The following is a 17,607-nucleotide window of genomic DNA, read 5'->3' as shown; positions in this document are numbered from 1 at the left end:
CCCCCGCCTCCGTGGCAACCGGTCCGGTCACCTGCGCCCGGCGAGCTGCTTGGTGAACGGTGTCTCGGGTCGTTCAAGCCGTTGCCCGTCGAGGGTGATGTCGACGACCTCGTTGTAGAAGGCGATCTGCCCAGCGATCAGGCCGACCGCCGGGATCGGGTCGGCGTAGCTCCAGGCGATGTCGGGCGGCGCCGGACCGTCCCCGCGGAGCGACCAGTACTCGGCGGTGCCCTTGTAGGGACATCCGGTCCGCAGGTCGGTGGCGACGAGCAGATCCAGCCGTACGTCCTCGCGAGGCAGGTAGTAGCGCGTCGGCAGGCGGGTCTCGAACAGCAGGGTCGGACGGTGGGAGTCGGCGACGAGAGTTCCGTCGATCTCCACCCGTACGTGCCGGGAACTTCGGATCGCATCGACCCGCTTGTACGGGTCGCGCGGATGCACGAAGATCTCTTCCTCTTCCTCGAACCAGTGGTCGAGGCCGCGCCCGGTGCGGCCGAACCACTCGAACGCGATGTACCCGGACAGTTCCGCGGCCGCGAATCGCCAGGCGGCGGCCTCACGCACCTCCGTACCGAGGACCAGATCGTAGGAAGCGGCGGCGCCGGCGTGCGGATGACCGGCCGGACGGGTCGCCTCGCGCAGCAGGTCACCGCGCACGTCGCTCGCCGGGAAGGCATACAGCGGTACGGCCTGAGCGGGTTGCCAGACGAGGATGGGCCGCCGGCTGTCGACGATCGTCTCGCCGCCGGCCCGGCCGCGGACCCAGCGCTCGCTGGGCTCCCAGGTGATGGCGCCGTCCGGGACCGGGTGCCGGCGCGACACGTTCGCGGTCACGACTCGTTCACCGCGGCCACGTACGGGCGGCCCTCCCGCCACGCCGCCACCTGCTCGGGACGGCCGAAGACCTTGAGGTAGTCCTCGACCGCCCGCTGGGCTTCGCCGCCGACGTCGTACGGCTCGAACTCCGGGCCGTCCGCACCGATGAACTCGGACAGCGGCTCGACCACGGTGTCCAGGCTCGGGTAGACGAACACGGCCGACGACCGGCGGGTCACCGTCCCGCCGGCGGCGACCCGATGCCGGCCCGGGCTGAGCCGGCCGTTGGTCCATCGGGTGAACAGCGATCCGGTGAAGACCTGCAGGGCGCCGGGGATGATCGGCACCGGGCTCCAGGATCCGTCCGGGAGCTGCGCTTGCAAGCCGGCGTAGTCACCTTCCTGGTGCAGCACCGTCAGCACCGAGTTGTCGGCATGCTCGAGCAGCAGGAGCTTGTCGTCGCCGGCCGAGTCGTCGTAGGTCCAGGTCGGGTAGTTGTTGACGACGAAGGTGGTGTACTGCCGCTCGCCGATCGGGAACGTCGAGCCGGGGACCCCGAGCACTCGGGCGTACAGGCCGAACACGCGCAGTGCCAGGCCGTGCAGCGCCTCCTGGTAGGCGAAGGCGACCTCCCGCAGACCCGGCTCCTGCGGCGGCCAGACGTTGGCGTGGGCGAAGACATCCGCGTACCGGTCGGGGACGCCGGCCGCGCGAGCGTCGTCGGCGTTGTCGAACTGGCCGATGCTGAAGCGTTCCAGTTCGAGCCGCCCGAAGTCGTCCGGCCACTGCCGCCAGCCCCGGTAGGGGTGGGCGGTCGGGCTGGCCAGCGCGGCCTTCTCGGCCCGGGGCAGGTCGAGGATCCGGCCGATCCGCCGGTGGAAGTCGGCGATCAGGTCCGGCGGCACGTCGTGGTTGACGACCTGGACGATGCCGATCTGCTCGATCGCCGCTCGCAGCTCGGCCAGCGCGGATTCGGGCGCGTCGTCGCGCAGCACAACGGCGAGATCGATGACGGGGACGGTGGTGGCTTCGGTGGTCATCCGGTGGGCTCCTCATCGGTGAGCTGGGCGGCGATCGCGCCGGCCAGTGCCTCGGGTCGGTCGGTGGCGATGTCGTGGCCGGCGCCGCCGACGGTGACGACGACGGCCGCGGGCACCTCGCGGCGGAAACGGCTCACCGCGTCGTCGCTGGTGTCGCCGTATTGGGCGCGGATCAGTACGGGCGGTTCCGAGCGTCCGGCCAGGACCGCCCACAGCCGCTCGTCGGCCGACGGATCGGGCAGCGTGTCGACGAGCAGGAGGCGATGGACGGCGGCCGGGGCACGTTCCGCGGCGGCCAGGGCGACCAGCGCGCCGAGCCCGGATCCGGCGATCGCGCGATGGCGCGGTGCGAACGACCGGATCGCCTCGACCACCGGGCGGGCGGCTCGCACCGGGCTGTCGACGTCGGCCGGTTCACCGTTGGAGCGGCCGTGTCCGGGCAGGTCGAGCGCGGCCGCCGGGTGGTCGAGCGCCGCCAGCACCGCATCCCAGGAGCGGGCACTGGCGCCGGCGTCGTGCAGCAGCACGACTTCCGGTGCGCCGGGACCCCAGACGACGGCGCTGACATGTCCGCCGGTGATGACGTTGACCCAGCGCCGGTTGACGGGGCGGTCCACGGGCAGGCCGGCGAACTCGTTCTCGATGTGCGGGTGGTGAACGGTCATGCATTACCTCCGGTGCGTCGAGGTAGTTGCGAGGGCTGGAGATGGCAGCGGACGGTGTGCCCGGCCTCGAGCTCGACGATCGGCGGCGGCGTTTCCGCACAGAGCCCGGCGATGCGCTGCGGGCAAGCTCCGGCGAACCGGCAGCCATCGGTGACGACGGCGGCCGGCGGCGCCGCGGAGGCGGTCAGCAAGGTCTGGGTGTACGGGTGGTGGGCCCCGCCGATCACGTCGGCGGCCGGCCCCTGCTCGACGATCTGACCGCGGTACATCACGGCGATCCGGTCGGCGAGGTAGTTGACGACCGCCATGTCGTGCGAGACGAACAGGTACGACGTGCCGTTGCTGTCCCGTTCGGTGGCGAGCAGCTCCAGCACTCCCGCTTGCACGCTGAGGTCGAGGGCCGAGACCGGCTCGTCGCAGACGACCAGCGACGGGTCGCCGGCCAGGCTCCGGGCGATCGCGACACGCTGTTTCTGGCCGCCGGAGAGCCGGTCCGGGCGCCGGTCGAGCAGGGCGGGATCGATCTGGGCGCGCGCGGCCAGCGCCCCGACGTCCGACTTGCCACCCAGGGTGCGGATCGCCCGTTGCAGGATGTGCCGGATCCGGTGGGCGGGGTTGAGTGCCGCGTCGAAGTTCTGGAACACCATCTGGACACGCCGGCGGTGATCGGCGGGGCGCCGGGCCAGCGCGGCCGGCAGGGGCGCGCCGTCGAGCAGCAACTCGCCGTCGCCGTCCGGAGCGAGACCGGCGATCGCCCGGGCCAGGGTGGCCTTTCCGCTGCCCGACTCGCCGCCCAGCCCGACGATCTCGCCCGCGCCGATGGTCAGATCGACGTGGTCGACGGCGACCGTGTTCCCGTACCGGCGGACCAGGCCGCGCACCTCCAGCAGCGGCTTCCGCGCGCTGCGATCGGCCTTCTCCCACTCCGCACCGGAGGCGGCGGTGACCGTACGCGCGGCGGAGCCGGGACGGATGCAGCGAACGGCACGGCCGGGGACGGCGCCCTCGTCGAGCACCGGCTCGGCGGCCGTGCAGCTGTCGTCGGCCACCGGGCACCGGGGGGCGAAGGCGCAGCCGGGTGTCCGCTCCCCCGGCCGCGGCGGCACGCCGCCGATCGGCCGCAGCCGGCGCACGGCCCGCGGTACGCCGAGCCGGGGCACGCTGTCGAGCAGACCACTGGTGTACGGGTGGACCGGGTCCCGGAGCACGTCGGCGGCCGGCCCGACCTCGACCAGGCGGCCGGCGTACAGCACGCCGACCCGGTCGCACACCTGACCCACCAGCTCGGCATCGTGGCTGATCAGGACGACCGGCACGGCGAGCTCGGCGCACAGGTCGACCAGCAGGGCGAGCACGTCCCGCTGGACCGAGGCGTCGAGCCCGGTGGTCGGTTCGTCGAGCACGAGCAGCCGGGGCCGGGTGGCCAGCGCACACGCGATGACCACCCGCTGCTGCTGGCCGCCGGAGAGCTGGTGGGGATAGCGGCGGGCAAGTACCGCCACGTCCGGCAGACGCACCTGACGCAGCAGGTCGAGGGCCCGCGCGGCGGCGCTCCGATTGCTGTGCCCCCGAGCCCGCAACACCTCCTCGACCTGTTTCCCGACACGCATGGTGGGATCCAGAGAGCTCGACGCCTCCTGGTGGACGAACGCGATGCCGGCCGAGCGCCACCGGTTCAGTGCGGCCCCTCGCAGCGACAGCACGTCGACGCCGTCCACCTCGACCCGGCCGCCGAGCACCCGCCCGCCGGGGTGCAGGTGGCCGCCGAGCAGGTAGCCGAGCGTCGACTTGCCGCAGCCGGACTCTCCGACCAGCCCGAACATCTCCCCCGGCGCGACCGCGAAGGAGACGTCGTGCAAGGCCTGCGCGGCGCCGTACGCCATGGACAGCCCGTCGACCCGCAATCCGCTCATCGGGCGTCCCACCGCTGACGCAGCACGTCGGCCAGCAGCGCGACCGCGATGACCAGGGAGGCGATCGCCAGTGCGGGGGCGAGGACGGTCCACGGGGCGATCTGCAGCCAGACCCGGTTCTCCGACACCGAGGCTCCCCATTCCGGCGAGCCGGGTCCCTGGCCCAACCCGAGGAAGGACAGCGTGGCGGCCGCGAAGACGGCATCGCCGAGCCGGGAGGTGGCCTCGACCAGCAGAGTGCCGCGAATGTTCGGCAGGATCTCGCGCAGCATCAGCGACCCGCGCGGTTCGCCGCGCAACAGGGCCGCTTCGACGTACGGCCGCTCGCGCTCGACCAGGGTGGCGGCCCGGATGCTGCGGGCCACGATCGGGACGAAGGCGGCGGCGATGACCAGCACCAGGACCGGGGTGGAATGCCCGAGCAGGGCGACGAACAGGACGGCCGCGATGACCGCGGGAAAGACCACGGCCGCGTCGAGAACGCGCATGACGACGTCGTCGATCCAGCCGCGGAACGTGCCGGTGATCAGTCCGATCGCCGCTCCGACGGCCACGCCGAGCGCGGTGGCCAAGGGTGCGACGACCAGCACCGGCCGAGCGCCGGCCAGCATGCGGGCGAAGACGTCGCGGCCGAACTGGTCGGTGCCGAGCCAATGACCGGCGCTGGGCGGCCGGAACCGCTCGGCCGGCACCTGCAGGGCCGGGTCCTGGGGCGCCAGATGGGGCCAGAACAGCGCGGCGGCGATCCACAGCACCAGCACCAGGCCGGCGACGACGGCGGTGGGCTGCCAGCGGAGGTGTCGGCCGGCCCGGGCCGCGAGCGGGATCGCGGTCACGGGATCGCCAGCCGCAGGCGCGGGTCCAGCAGCCGGTAGGTGAGGTCGGCGAGCAGGACAACGGTCATGTAGAGCACGCCGAGGACCATCGCCGTCGCCTGCAGCGTGGGCAGGTCCTTGTCGGTGGCCGCCAGCAGCAGGGCCCCGATGCCCGGATAGTTGAACAGCAGTTCGACCACGACCAGGCCGCCGAGGAGGAACTGCAGCTGCACGCCGAGGGCGCTGGTGGCCGGTACCGTCGCGTTGCGCAGCACGTGGCGCAGCACCAGTCTGTTCGGCGGCGTGCCGCGCAGCCGTGCCGCGCGTACGTACGGTCCGCCGACCACCGCGACCGTGCTTGCCCGCACGTGCCGGGCGACGTACCCGGTGCAGAGCACCACCAGGGAGATCGCCGGCAGGGTCAGATGCCAGAGCACGCGGAGCGGCCCGTCGCCGGGGGCCGGCAGCGCCGAGGCCGGGAACCATTTGAGGTCGACGGCGAACACCACCAGCAGGACGACGCCGGTGACGAACTCCGGAGTCGCGCCGAACGCCAGGCTGACCCCGCTGATCAGCCGGTCCAGGACCGTGTCGTGCCGCACCCCGGCGACCAGTCCGAGCGACAGCGCGACCGGGATCAGCAGGGCGAAGGCGTACAGGGCGAGGGTGGCCGAATTGCCGAGGCGCACCGCGACCAGCCCGCTGACCGGCTGGTGCTGGGTGTAGGAGACGCCCCAGTCGCCGATCACGAAGTGGCCCAGCCAGTGCGCGTAACGCACCGGCACCGGCTGATCCAGGCCGAGCTGGTGGTCGAGGGCCGCGACCGACGCGTCGGAGGCCTCGCGGCCGAGGATGGTCCGGCCGACGTCACCGGGCAGCACCGAGGTCGCCAGGAAGACGAGCACCGACACGCCGAACAGGGTCAGCGGGATGGCGGCCAGCCGGCGCGTCAGGAAGGACCTCATTTTTGGGAGACGGTGCTGAAGTCGACGTACGAGGAGGGGTGTGCCTGGATCCCGGTGAACTTCTTGCCGTTGTACGCGCGGACCGCACCCGCCCAGTAGGTGATCACGATGGGCACGTCGTCGTGCAGGATCTGGGCGATCGTCTCGGCCTGGGCCTTGCGGTCGGCGTCGGTGGTGGCCCGGTCGTACGCGTCGGCCGCCTTGTCCAGCGCCGGGTTGGCGTACTTCGAGCCGTTCCACACCGCGTGCGACTTGACCATCGGAATGATGAACTGGCTGGGCACCGGCCGGCCGGCCCAACCCACCAGGTTGGCCGAGGTGAACAACCACGGGGTGTCCTTGGCCTGGTCACCGCCGTAGAAGTCGTTCGACGAGCGCTGGTCCAGCTTGACCGTGATGCCGGCCTGTTTGAGCTGGCTCTGGATGGTGACCGCGTAGTCCTTGCTCGGTGGGTCGAAGGTGAGCGTGAAGCTGAGCCTGGGCACGCCGGCCGCCTGCAGCAGCTGCGCGACCTTCTGCTTGTCCTGGGCCCGCTGGGCGATGTCGGCCGGCGCCGCCGGGAACAGCGGCGCGATCAGGTGGTCGTTGCCCAGGTCGCCGACGCCGGTGCCGATCGACTGGAGGATGTCCGGCCGGGCGAGGGCGTACGCGACCGCCTGGCGAACCTCCTTCCGGTCGAACGGCGCCTGATCGACCCGCAGGGTCAGCACGGTGACGCCGGTTCCCTTGACCGTGTCCACCGTGACCGCGCCGGCCGCGCCGAGCGGTTCGACCAGTGCCGGACGGCTCAGGATCTGGGCGTCGATGTCTCCGCTCTGCAGCGCGAGCAGGTCGGCCTGGTCGTCGGCATAGAACTTGATCTCGACGCCGTCGAGGTACGGCTTGCCGCTGTCCCAGTACTTCTCGTTGCGCACGAACGACGCCCCGGTGGCGGAGTCGTACGACTTGAGCAGGAAGGGACCGGAGCCGATCGCGTTCTTGGTGAAGTCGCCGGCGTAGTCCGGCTTCAGGATGACCGCGTTGTAGTTGCCGGCCGACACCAGGTAGGGAAAGTCGGAGAACGGCCGGTCGAGCGTGAAGGTCACCGTGGCGCCGTCGGTCGCGGCGACCCCGCCGGGGCTGAGGATCGTCTCGAAGGCGGACAGCGCCGCCGACTTGCTCTTCGGGTCGAGCAGCCGGTCGAAGGAGGCCTTGACCGCCGCGGCGTCCACCGGCGTGCCGTCGGAGAAGGTGACACCCGGCCGCAGCTTGAATGTCCACTGCTTGCCGTCCTGGGCGGACGTCCAGGACTGCGCGAGCCGGGGCACGAGCTTGAAGTCACGGTCCAGCCAGATCAGGTACTCGGCGACCAGCTGCACGATCGCGATCGCGCTTCCGTCGTACATGGTGACCGGGTCGACCGCGGTCGGGGGCGGCGGCGAACCCGCTCGCAGAGTGCCGCCGCGGCGGCCGGCTCCTCCGGTGGAGGCGGCGGAACCGGCCGGGTCCGGGGCGGAACCGGCCGCGTTGCAGGCGGCCAGCAGGGCCAGCAGCCCGGTGCCGCCGACGCCGGCGAGCAGGCCACGGCGGGTGAGTTCGGGCAGTCCCTGATGCGAAGGAGAAACCATCTCGATCCCCCTGGGGGTGACGGGCCGGCGAACTGCTCGACCGGGAGATCATATTCCGTAAATGCTATGGGAATTATAGAATATTGTTACGCGGCCGGGGCAGGCCGAGATGGTCCCGCAAGGTGTGCCCGCGGTACTCGGTCCGGTACCGCCCGCGGCGTTGCAGCAGCGGGACCACGTGGTCGGTGAAGGCGCTCAGCTCGTAGGGCAGCGTCGAGCCCATGATCGTGAAGCCGTCGGCACCGCCCGCGTCCTGCCAGGCGACGATGTGGTCGGCCAGTTGTTCGGGCGTGCCGACGAAGTGCAGCTGTCCCGCGCCGCCGGTGAGATCCTTGAGGATGTCGCGCAGCGGCGCGTCCGGCCGGGCTCGCGCGGCCTCGAGCAGTTTCCCGGCCCGGCTGGAGGGGGCCGGCTCGTCCCACAGGCTCCGCGGGAACGGGGCGTCGGGGTCGAAGGCATCGGGGTCGAACCCGGCCGTGTACAGCGCGTTCTGCCAGCGGAACTCCGGGCTCGCCAGTTCCTCGAGGCGACGGGCCCGCGCCCGCGCCTCGGCCTCGGTGCCGCCGAGCGTCACCATGAGCGCCGGCAGCACCGCGACCTGCTCGGGATCGCGGCCGGCCGCCGCGACCCGGGCGCGCAGGTCGGTCCGGAACGCCACGGCGGCGGCCAGGGAGGCCGGCCCGGAGAAGATCAATTCCGCGTAGCGGGCGGCCAGCGCCAGACCGGCCGCGGACTGACCGGCCTGCACCAGCACCGGGCGGCCCTGCGGGGACCGCGGGAACGGCAGCACTCCCTCCACGTCGTAGAACCGGCCATGGAAGCGCGGGGCCCGCAGACGAGAGCGCTCGGCCCACACGCCACGGGCGCGGTCACCGACGACCGCATCGTCCGCCCAGCTGTCCCAGGCCCGCTGGGCGACCTCGACGAACTCGTGCGCGCGGGTGTACCGCTCGTCGTGCTCGAGATGGACCCGCTCACCGAAGTTCCCGGCCGCCAGCGGGGTGACGGTGGTGACGATGTTCCACCCCGCCCGGCCGCCGCTCAGATGATCGAGAGTCGCGAAGCGCCGGGCGAGCTCCCACGGCTTGCTGTACGTCGTCGACCCGGTCCCGATCAGCCCGATCCGGGTGGTCACGGCCGCAAGCGCGGACAGCACCGAGACCGGGTCGAACTGCGTCTGCGGCAGATGCGTCACCCGGTACTCGGCGATGGCGATGTTGTCGGCCAGGAAGATCGCGTCCATCAGGCCACGCTCGGCGATGCGCGCGATGCCGGCGTAGTAGTCGAGGCCGAGAACACCGCGGACGTCGTCGCCGACCACTCGCCAGGCGGACTCGTGGTAGCCGTTGGGCCAGATGAAGGCATTGAAGTGCAGCGGTCGTACGGTCATGGCACGAGCTCCCGTCAGGTTGTCACCGCACCTGGGACCATAACCTACAAAACCTATATGTTAACTGTGTCGTGCGTCTACACCGCCGCGCGCACCGCCGGAACGATCTCGTTGGCCCAGCGCCCGAGGGTGACGTCGTCCGGCGTGCCGCCGCCGGGCGCGAACAGGATGAAGCCGGTCGCGCCGTGCTCCACCACGGCCTCGGTCAGCTCCTCGACCCACTGGCCGGTGGAGCCACCGATCCACCGGCCGTCGGGGCCTCGGGTGACCGCGAGCGGCCGGTCGGCGACGCGGCCCGGGAAGTCGTAGACCGTACGGATGTCGCGGGGATCCCGGCCCGCGGCGACCGCCGCCGCATCGATGATCGGCCGCGACTGCCGGTGCCGCTCGCTGCGCCAGTCGGCGGCGTGCCCCGGGATCCACCCGTCGGCCACCCGGCCGGTGGCGGCCAGCGACCTCGGCCCGTTGGAGCCCGTCCACACCGGCGGCGCGGCCACCGGCGCCGGCTCGATCTGCTCGACCCGGTAGTGGCGGCCGTGGTGCGTGACCGGCGGACCACCCCCGGACAGACTCTTCACCAGGACGATCGCCTCCTCGAAGGCGTCGACGGCGTCGGCCGGGGACAGCGCCGGCACGCCCATGGCGGAGATGCGCTCCCAGAGACCACCGGCGCCCATACCCAGCACGATGCGGCCGCCGGACAGCGCCGACAGCGAGGTCACCGTCCGGGCGAGCATCGGCGCCGGCCGGGTCGGCAGATTGGTGACATTGGCGAGGCCGGCGATGCGCTGCGTGCTGCCGAGAACGAAACCGATGGCCGCGTACGCGTCCAGGCGCCCGCCGAAATAGGGATGGTCCGACAGGGAGAACAGGTCGAGACCGTCGCGGTCGGCCTGCTGCGCCAGGCGCAAGAGCTCCGGCCCGTCGTCGATGCCGCTGTGCGCACCGAAGCCGAACACGAGATCGGGTAAGGACATGGTCCTACTATCGCCAGTCCCGGAAGCTCTGGACCAGGTAGAGCAAGGCGACGGCGGTGGCGAGGGCGCCGAGGAGCAGCCGGAGCGCGCGTTCCGGCAGGTGGGGCTGCAACTTGGCGCCGAGGTATCCGCCGATGATCCCGCCGGCGCCGCAGAGCAGGCCGAGCGCCCAGTGCGGGGCGATGGGTGCCGACGACAACGCCGAGGGTCAGAATGCCCCGCCCTGACAACGGCGTACGGTCCGGCCGGCCGGGACGCAACGCCCGGGCACCGAGCCAAACGCCGAGCGGAAGCAGAACAGCTGCGGCGACGAGGCGGAAGACCTGCTGACCGGGGATGGCGAAGACCCTGATCACCGCGCCGAGGACGACGCCCGGAACTGTGCCGGCGATCAGCATCCGGGCGAGCGGGCCGGTGAGCTGGCCGTTGAGCCGGTACCGGGCGAGGGCACCCGGCCCGGCGACGACGTTGAACAGCAGGTCTGCCAGGTCATCGGCAACGAACCGGCGGGGTCTTGGCCGGTGCCGCGCAGACCGACGGTACTAACACCTTCCAATCCTATAGGTTTAGTTCCTAGACTGAGGCATGACCACCACGCAGAACGTCAATCAGGTCGACCTCGCGGCCATCGGCGCGCTGGTTCGGACCATCCAGAGCCGCCCGGAGGCGGCGCAGACCAGGTGGGCTGCGTCCGTTCGCTGGACCGGCGCGTTCGCCTCCGAGGCGCAGGTACGCGACTTCGAACCGATCGCGTCGGACGAGCCGCTCACACTCGGCGGCGCCGACGCCGCACCGAACCCGGTCGAGCAGCTTCTCGGCGCCTTCGGCAACTGCCTCGCCGTCGGCTACGCGGCCAACGCGACGCTCGCCGGGATCGTGATCCGGGACCTGCGCATCGACCTCGACGGCGACCTGGATCTGCACACCTTCCTCGGACTCGCCGACGGGCACGCCGGCTTCTCGGCCATTCGCGCCACGGTGCACCTGGACACCGATGCCGACCCCGGCGCGGTTGCCGAGCTGCACCGCAAGGTCGCCGCCACCTCGCCGGTCGGCCACACCCTTAGCGCCGCGATCCCCGTCGAGGTCAAGCCCGCGTAGGCCACGGCCGCGCCGGGGAGCCCGGGCCACCACGGACGCTAGTACGCGATGTGCACACCGCGCACGGCGTGAACGTCGGTGAGCCCGCCGGTGGCGCCGGAGAAGCCGATCAGGCTGGTTGCCGGGATCCCGGCGACCGGGGTGGTGAACAGAGCCGACCCGTCGATGGTGACCACGAGGCCGCCGCCGGTGACGGCCACCCTCACCTCGTGAGCTCCGCTGCGGAGGTCGGGCAACGCGGTGGAGGTGGTGACGAAGGTGGCGCCGCCCGCGGTGCCGGTCTGGATGCCGGCGAAGTTGTTCGACGGAACGCCGCTCTGGGCGTACGTGACGAAGGCGACCGCCACGCCCGTGAGCCCGGCGAAGCCCAGGCCGGCGCCGTTGCGGCCGACCGAGGACGGGGTGCTCCGAGCCGGGTCGAGCAGCATGAAGGTGAGGCCGTCGGCGCCGGTCCCGCCGCCGATCGCGATGGTGAAGGTGGCTCGCAGATCGGCCGTCGGCACCGGCGTGTCGTAGATGGCCGCACCGGCCCGGCCGGCGACCGCGGCGGTCAGCTGCACCATGCCGCCGGACAGCGTCGCCGAGCCGTTCAGCGACCAGCGAGGGCCGGGCGGCGGCATGGCGCTGCGGCCGCTCACCACCCGGGCGGCGGTGATCGCGTGGACGTCGGTCAGGGCGCCGGTTCCGGCGGCGAAGCCGACGAGCGCGGTCGGCTCGAGCGCCGGGACCGCCTCGCTGAGCAGGTCCGTCCCGTCGATGGCGATGCCGATCGTGCTGCCGCCGACCGAGACCACCACGTCGTGGCCGCCCGCCCGCAGATCGGGGACGTCGCTGGTGGACGCCAGGACCGACGGGGCGCCACCGGCCGTACCGGCCTCGATCGCGACGACGTTCCGCGGGTAGGTCCGGAACGACACCGCCACGCCGGCCAGCCCGGCGAACCCGAGGCCGCCACCCACCCCGCCCACGCTGGTCGGGCTCGCCCCGGCCGGGTCGAGCAGGACCAGCGCGGCGCCGTCGGCGCCGGTTCCCCCACCGATGGACAGGGTGAAGGAGGCGGTGAGCCCGTCGACGGCGACGGGGTCGGTGTAGAGGGCCGTGCCGGCCCGCGACGTCGCCGCCGGCGTGAGGACCACCTGGGATCCGGCGACGTCGGCCGAGCCGTTGAAGCGCCAGCCGGTTCCGGGCGGGGGCAGCTCGGTGCCGCCGGAGCTGATCGAGATGTCCTGCACCTCGTGCAGGTCGGTGGCCGTGCCGGTGCCGCCGGTGAACGCCGGCAGGACGGCCGGCGGGAGGCCGGGCACGGTGGCCGACAGCCGCTGCGCACCGTCGACGAAGACGGTGATCGTCGTGCCGGAGACGGTGACGGTGACGCCGTGCGGGCCGCTGCGCAGGTTCGGGAAGTTCGACGAGGTGGCGACGTAGGTCAGCGCCCCTCCGGTGGCGCCGGCGCTGATGCCCACGAAGTTGTTCGAGGGGTCCGTCGCGTTGCCGAACGTGTCGAGCGCGACGGCGACGCCGGCAAGGCCGGCGACGCCGAGGCCGCCACCGCCGCCGCCCAGGCTGCGGCTGGTGTTGGCGGACCCGGAGAGCAGGGCGAACGTCATCCCGTCGCCGCCCGACCCGCCGCCGATCTGCGCGGTGAACGACGCGGTCAGGCCGTCACTGGGCACCGGCGTCGAATAGACCGCGGATCCGGCCAGGCCCGGCGCGTTCGGGGTGAGGATCAAGCCGGTGCCGGCGATCCGGGCGGATCCGTTGACGAACCAGCCGCCCTGGGTGATCGGCGGCAGCGGTGTTCCGCCGGGCAGACCCGCCGCGGTGCCGATGACCGGGATGCTGTGCGCCCCGTGGCCGTCATCCGAGCTGATCACGTACGAGTTGCTGAAGCTGCCGGACCCGGTCGGCGCGAAGGTGACGTCGACATGCGCGGTGTCCTCAGGGTTGAGCACCAGCCCCTCGGGCAGGGGCGTGTTCACGACGAACGGCAACGCGGGCGGCGCCGCCTTGGTGATGGTGACCGGAAGGTTGCCGGTGTTCGCCACGGTCAGCGTCCGGGTGGCGGATCCGCCGACCGGCACGGCGCCGAAGCTCAGCGACTCCGGCGTGAGGGAGAGCTGGGCGAAGCCGACGGCGCCGGTGCCGGTCAGCCGGGCGGTGGCGTCGCCCTGCGGGCCGGTGACCGTGATCGACGACGTGTCGGTGCCGGCCGCTTCCGGCCGGTAGGTCACCGACGCGCCGATGGACTGCCCCGGCCGCAGGACGGTGCCGACGGCGGGCAGCCCGGTGACGGTGAACGGCGGCGCCGGGCCGGTCACCGCGGTGACGGTCTCGTCCGTCGTGCCGGTGTTCGTGACGTTGACCGTCAGGTACTTGTCGGTGCCCACGGCGATGTCGCCGAAGTCCACGGTCGCCGGCGTCGCGGTCAGGCCCGGCTTGATGGCGTTGCCCTGCAGGCCGGCGCCGAGGGTCTGGCCGACGCCGCCCTCGATGACGGAGAACCGCAGCGCTCCGGTGAACGAGCCCGGCGCGGTGGGCGAGAACGAGACCGGGACGGAAATCGTCTGGCCCGCGGTCAGGGTCACCGGAAGCACCGGTGCGGTCGCTCCGAACGGCGGCCCGGTGGTGCTGACGGCGGTGACGGTGACGGTACGGGTCGCGGTCGCGGTCACCGTGGCGCTGCCGGTCCGCGAGACGAGAACGTCGCCGAAGGGCGTCTGTGCGGTCTGCAGCGCGGCGGTGGTGGGTTGCCCGAAGCCGTAGACGAACCCGTCGCGAGTGCCGATGTAGACCCGCCCCTCGGCCGAGGCCGGCGTGGAGAACTTCGCACCGGTTCCGATCGGGAAGGAGCGCAGCAGCGTCAGGTGGCCGTTCGCCGGCACCGCGTCGTAGACGCACAGCCGCCCGTTCGCGCCGGACGATCCGTCCACGTTGGTCACCCACACCACGGCAGTGCCCGGGGTGGTGCCGTCCGAGGTGACGATCGGCGATCCGGAGCTGTAGCCGAAGCTTTCCGAGCTGGTGCCCGCGAGTGACAGCGCCGGCCGGTTGGATCCGTCGACACCGTACCGGAAGGCCAGCATGCCGCCGCTGTTCTGGACTACGTACACGTACCCGCCCTCGCCGCCGTACACCGCGGGATGTCCCCAGACGCCCAGGTACGGGCCGACCACCCGGACCACGTCGTCGCCGCCACCGGGCTTCTGGTTCTTCCCGCCGAGGCGGTCCCGGTCGAGAAGGAACAGCCGGCCGTCCTTGCCGATCTGCACCATCAGGTTCGGCGTGCCCGCCGTGCCGAAGTACGGCGCGGGCAGCGCGACCGGCCCGCCCGAGCCGAGATCCTGGTCGTTGCGGTCGAGCTGGGCGGCGTTGGCGGGGCTGAAGAAGTCTCGCGCGGAGATCGTGCCGTCGGCCGCGACGCCGAGCCGCACGACCGCCTCGGACAGTTGCTGCGGAGGGGCGCTGCCGGGCCCGTCCGGAGCCGTCACACCGTTGCCGGTCGTGAGGAAGATGCGGCCGGGACCATCCGAGACCAGGCCGCCGCCCGCCTGCCAGATGCCGGCCCCACTGCTGGTCGCGCCGGCCTCGTCGGACCACACGCTGATCGCCCGGGTGCCGGTGTTCACGCCGGCCACCCACCCGACATAGTGGCCGTGGTCGCACATCGAGCCGAACGCCATGTAGACGCTGCCGTCCAGCAGCAACAATCCGGGCCGCTGATTCACGTCGTACGGCTGGAACGGGTGCGCAGGGTCGTTGGACGGAGTACCGACGATCTTCACCGGCCACCCCGCGCGCTCCGCACCGGATCCCACCTCGACCGCGTGCAGGTACCAGTTGGGATGCAGCACGTCCGGACCGTCGTCGACCTTCGTGGTCAGATAGACGTGACCGGTCGACGCGTCGTAGACGCCGGTGGCCGTGCTGCCGATGTTCGGGGCGATGTCCGCGCAGCCGATGGCGCCGGCCGGCCAGGCCCGACCCAGGCTGCGCTGCCATCTCACCGCCCCGGTCACCGCGTCCAGGCCGTAGACGTAGTTGTCCTCGGTGCCGACGACAACGGTGCCACCGATGACGAGCGGCTGCGCGTACACCTGGCCCTGAACCTTGGTCGCGAACAGCTGGCCGAAGGTCGTGCTCGTGACCGTGCTCGGCGCGAGCGCCGGCTCGCTGCGGTCCCAGCCGGTGCGCAGGTTGTCCTGCGAGGCGGCGACGTCGCCGGCGTACGCGTTCCCCCACCGAGCCCGCATCATCAGAGCGTAAGGGCTCACCTCGCCGGCGTCGACGGCGAGAGCGGGCACGGCATCACCCTTACGGACAACTCAGCAATCCGAACGGGCGTTGCCCGGCAAGTCCGGCCGGGACATAGATGGGTGTAAGTCAATCGCCCGAGTCATCCGGATCGCCGAGCACCGGGAGGGCCCGACCGTGCAGAACAGCTTGTTCGACCGCCTGGACACCATCTGGTGCGAGCGCCGGATGGGAATCTCGACCCGGGGCATCGTGCCGACCGACCACCCGGACTCGGTCCATTACGCCACCATGGCGTACCGCACGATCCGCGGCATCCTCGGCCATCTCGACCTGCGATCGTCCGATGTGTTCGTCGACATCGGCAGCGGCAAGGGCCGGGTCCTGTGCTGCGCCGCCCGCCGGCCCGTCCGGCGGGTCGTCGGCGTGGAGCTGTCGGCGGACCTGTGCCGGCAGGCCCGCACGAACGCCGAGCGACTCCAGGGCCGCCGAGCGCCGATCACGGTCGAGAACACCCCGGCCGACACGTACGACTACGCCGGCGCGACGGTGCTGTTCCTGTTCAACCCGTTCGAGGCCAGGACACTCCGGTCGGCACTCGAGCGGATCGCCGAGGGCACGCACGGACGCGGCCTGCGGATCGCCTACGCCGAACCGGCGCACGAGGAGGTCTTCCGGGAGCAGCCCTGGCTCGACGCCCGGGAGCACCTGGCCCGCGGCCGCACCGGCTGGACGAACGACGTGTCGTTCTACCGCAGCCGGCAGTGACGCCGGCGGGGCTCAGCGGGCAGACGGCGGCTCAGCGCGGTCCAGCACCAGGTCCCGGGCGGCCGTCAGCCCGGACGCGAGGGCACCGAGCAGGACCGCGTCGGAGCCCAGGGTGGAGACTTCGATGCGGGGCGGCCGCATGGCGACCAGGCGGTCCAGCCGTTCGAGCAACGGACCGGCCAGCAGATCGCCGGCGTGGCCCGCCACTCCCCCGCCCAGCACCACGAGCTCCGGGTCCAGCACCGCGGTGACGCCGGCCAGGGCCCGGCCCACGTACTCGATCTCGCGGTCCACCGCGCGCAGGGCAGCCTCGTCGCCGGCCCGGGCGGCGTCCAGAACCTCCTTCGCGGTGGTCGCGTCCACCAGGCCGAGGCGGTGGGACGTGGCCACGACACCGGCGGCCGAGGCGACCGATTCGAACATGCCCCGGCCGCGGGATCCCGGCTCCTCGAGCAGCGGGTCGCCGTCGCCCACCGGCATGTACCCGATCTCGCCGGCGGCGCCGCGGGTGCCGCGGTACAGCTTGCCGTCGATCACGATGCCCATGCCGGTGCCGGTGCCGATCTGCACGTACACGAAATGGCGGACGCCCCGGCCGAGCCCGTACGTGGCCTCGCCGATCGCGGCCAGGTTGGTGTCGTTCTCCACCACGTAGGTGCCGCCGGTGATGCCGGCCAGCTGGGCGACGCTGTTGTGCCGCTCCCAGCCGGGCAGGTTCGGCGCGAGGTGCAGCGAGCCGTCGGTCTTGTCGTGGATGCCGGGAGTGCCGAACACGGCGAGCGTGATGTCGTCGCGGGTGATCCCGGCGGCGCCCGCCAGCTCGCCGGCGAGGCGGGCGAGCTGATCGACGAGGTCCTGTTCGCGGTACCCGTGGGACGGCTCCTCCTTGCGGGCGACGACGTCGCCGACGAGATCGGCCAGGGCGGTCCGCACGAAGGCGCGCCCGATGTCCACGGCGAGGACGTAGCCGGCCTCGGGGCGCACCTCGTAGAGCAGGGCGGAGCGACCGGCCGGCCCGGCACGCCGCCCGACCTGACGCACCAGTCCCGCCTCCTCCAGATTGTTCAGGGTGATGGCCACGGTCGGCTTGGACAGCCCGGTGATCGCCGCCAGCTCCGGGCGGGACGCCTTCCCCAGCCGGAAGATCTCGGCGAACACGGCCCGCTCGTTGATCACCCGGAGAACGGCCGTGGTACTGGCTGTCGCGCTGCTCTGCACGTCCTACAGGCTGCCACACGCGTTCGCAAATCTCATTTATCAATTTCGTAAAGGACATTGCTAAACGGCGGCCGGGTGGCT

At 72.2% G+C, this 17,607-nt stretch carries 14 protein-coding genes; 2 read left to right on the top strand and 12 right to left on the bottom strand.

The window, feature by feature from the left end; all coding sequences use genetic code 11:
• Positions 1-27: 27 nt before the first annotated feature.
• From ACQP2F_RS17455 to ACQP2F_RS17410, 10 genes are all read right to left on the bottom strand, one after another.
• Positions 28-834 carry a DUF427 domain-containing protein gene (locus ACQP2F_RS17455; protein WP_433305211.1) on the bottom strand — a complete coding sequence of 269 codons (807 nt, stop codon included), beginning with the start codon at positions 832-834 and terminating at the stop codon, positions 28-30.
• Complete coding sequence (locus tag ACQP2F_RS17450; protein ID WP_433305210.1) at positions 831-1,856, bottom strand: 2-oxoglutarate and iron-dependent oxygenase domain-containing protein; 1,026 nt, start codon at positions 1,854-1,856, stop codon at positions 831-833. Before ACQP2F_RS17450 ends, ACQP2F_RS17455 begins: the two co-directional genes overlap by 4 nt.
• Positions 1,853-2,521, bottom strand: a complete 669-nt coding sequence (locus ACQP2F_RS17445; protein WP_433305209.1) for an alpha/beta fold hydrolase — start codon at positions 2,519-2,521, stop codon at positions 1,853-1,855. Before ACQP2F_RS17445 ends, ACQP2F_RS17450 begins: the two co-directional genes overlap by 4 nt.
• Complete coding sequence (locus ACQP2F_RS17440) at positions 2,518-4,434, bottom strand: ABC transporter ATP-binding protein (protein WP_433305207.1); 1,917 nt, start codon at positions 4,432-4,434, stop codon at positions 2,518-2,520. The genes ACQP2F_RS17445 and ACQP2F_RS17440 overlap by 4 nt, the downstream gene beginning before the upstream one ends.
• Complete coding sequence (locus tag ACQP2F_RS17435) at positions 4,431-5,270, bottom strand: ABC transporter permease (protein ID WP_433305205.1); 840 nt, start codon at positions 5,268-5,270, stop codon at positions 4,431-4,433. The genes ACQP2F_RS17440 and ACQP2F_RS17435 overlap by 4 nt, the downstream gene beginning before the upstream one ends.
• Positions 5,267-6,214, bottom strand: a complete 948-nt coding sequence (locus tag ACQP2F_RS17430; protein ID WP_433305203.1) for an ABC transporter permease — start codon at positions 6,212-6,214, stop codon at positions 5,267-5,269. Before ACQP2F_RS17430 ends, ACQP2F_RS17435 begins: the two co-directional genes overlap by 4 nt.
• Positions 6,211-7,821 carry an ABC transporter substrate-binding protein gene (locus tag ACQP2F_RS17425; RefSeq protein WP_433305201.1) on the bottom strand — a complete coding sequence of 537 codons (1,611 nt, stop codon included), beginning with the start codon at positions 7,819-7,821 and terminating at the stop codon, positions 6,211-6,213. Before ACQP2F_RS17425 ends, ACQP2F_RS17430 begins: the two co-directional genes overlap by 4 nt.
• Before the next feature lie 73 nt (positions 7,822-7,894).
• Positions 7,895-9,211, bottom strand: a complete 1,317-nt coding sequence (locus ACQP2F_RS17420) for an NtaA/DmoA family FMN-dependent monooxygenase (protein ID WP_433305199.1) — start codon at positions 9,209-9,211, stop codon at positions 7,895-7,897.
• A 77-nt stretch (positions 9,212-9,288) separates the two neighbouring features.
• Positions 9,289-10,188, bottom strand: a complete 900-nt coding sequence (locus tag ACQP2F_RS17415; RefSeq protein ID WP_433305197.1) for an LLM class flavin-dependent oxidoreductase — start codon at positions 10,186-10,188, stop codon at positions 9,289-9,291.
• 7 nt (positions 10,189-10,195) lie between these two features.
• Positions 10,196-10,387, bottom strand: a complete 192-nt coding sequence (locus tag ACQP2F_RS17410; protein WP_433305195.1) for a TSUP family transporter — start codon at positions 10,385-10,387, stop codon at positions 10,196-10,198.
• 386 nt (positions 10,388-10,773) lie between these two features.
• Here ACQP2F_RS17410 and ACQP2F_RS17405 point away from each other — a divergent pair, with 386 nt between their 5' ends.
• Positions 10,774-11,289 carry an OsmC family protein gene (locus ACQP2F_RS17405; protein ID WP_433305193.1) on the top strand — a complete coding sequence of 172 codons (516 nt, stop codon included), beginning with the start codon at positions 10,774-10,776 and terminating at the stop codon, positions 11,287-11,289.
• Positions 11,290-11,327: 38 nt separating this feature from the next.
• Here ACQP2F_RS17405 and ACQP2F_RS17400 read toward each other — a convergent pair whose 3' ends face one another.
• The gene (locus ACQP2F_RS17400) at positions 11,328-15,590 is read right to left on the bottom strand and encodes a lectin-like domain-containing protein (RefSeq protein ID WP_433305191.1); all 4,263 of its coding nucleotides are present in this window, start codon (positions 15,588-15,590) and stop codon (positions 11,328-11,330) included.
• A 127-nt stretch (positions 15,591-15,717) separates the two neighbouring features.
• On the opposite strand from ACQP2F_RS17400, the gene ACQP2F_RS17395 reads away from it, so the two are divergent.
• The gene (locus ACQP2F_RS17395; RefSeq protein WP_433305189.1) at positions 15,718-16,308 is read left to right on the top strand and encodes a methyltransferase domain-containing protein; all 591 of its coding nucleotides are present in this window, start codon (positions 15,718-15,720) and stop codon (positions 16,306-16,308) included.
• 12 nt (positions 16,309-16,320) lie between these two features.
• Here the strand turns inward: ACQP2F_RS17395 and ACQP2F_RS17390 are convergent, their stop codons facing one another.
• Positions 16,321-17,526, bottom strand: a complete 1,206-nt coding sequence (locus ACQP2F_RS17390; RefSeq protein ID WP_433305187.1) for an ROK family transcriptional regulator — start codon at positions 17,524-17,526, stop codon at positions 16,321-16,323.
• Between the last annotated feature and the right edge of the window lie 81 nt (positions 17,527-17,607).

It is taken from the genome of Actinoplanes sp. CA-030573 (assembly GCF_050951115.1).
Classification (GTDB): Bacteria; Actinomycetota; Actinomycetes; order Mycobacteriales; family Micromonosporaceae; genus Actinoplanes.
This window is presented reverse-complemented; position numbering and strand designations above follow the sequence as displayed.

Coding starts and splice junctions, on each gene's coding strand:
- ACQP2F_RS17450 (WP_433305210.1), bottom strand. CDS start 1,856: ATGACCACCGAAGCCACCACCGTCCCCGTCATCGATCTCGCCGTTGTG.
- ACQP2F_RS17445 (WP_433305209.1), bottom strand. CDS start 2,521: ATGACCGTTCACCACCCGCACATCGAGAACGAGTTCGCCGGCCTGCCC.
- ACQP2F_RS17440 (WP_433305207.1), bottom strand. CDS start 4,434: ATGAGCGGATTGCGGGTCGACGGGCTGTCCATGGCGTACGGCGCCGCG.
- ACQP2F_RS17430 (WP_433305203.1), bottom strand. CDS start 6,214: ATGAGGTCCTTCCTGACGCGCCGGCTGGCCGCCATCCCGCTGACCCTG.
- ACQP2F_RS17425 (WP_433305201.1), bottom strand. CDS start 7,821: ATGGTTTCTCCTTCGCATCAGGGACTGCCCGAACTCACCCGCCGTGGC.
- ACQP2F_RS17420 (WP_433305199.1), bottom strand. CDS start 9,211: ATGACCGTACGACCGCTGCACTTCAATGCCTTCATCTGGCCCAACGGC.
- ACQP2F_RS17415 (WP_433305197.1), bottom strand. CDS start 10,188: ATGTCCTTACCCGATCTCGTGTTCGGCTTCGGTGCGCACAGCGGCATC.
- ACQP2F_RS17405 (WP_433305193.1), top strand. CDS start 10,774: ATGACCACCACGCAGAACGTCAATCAGGTCGACCTCGCGGCCATCGGC.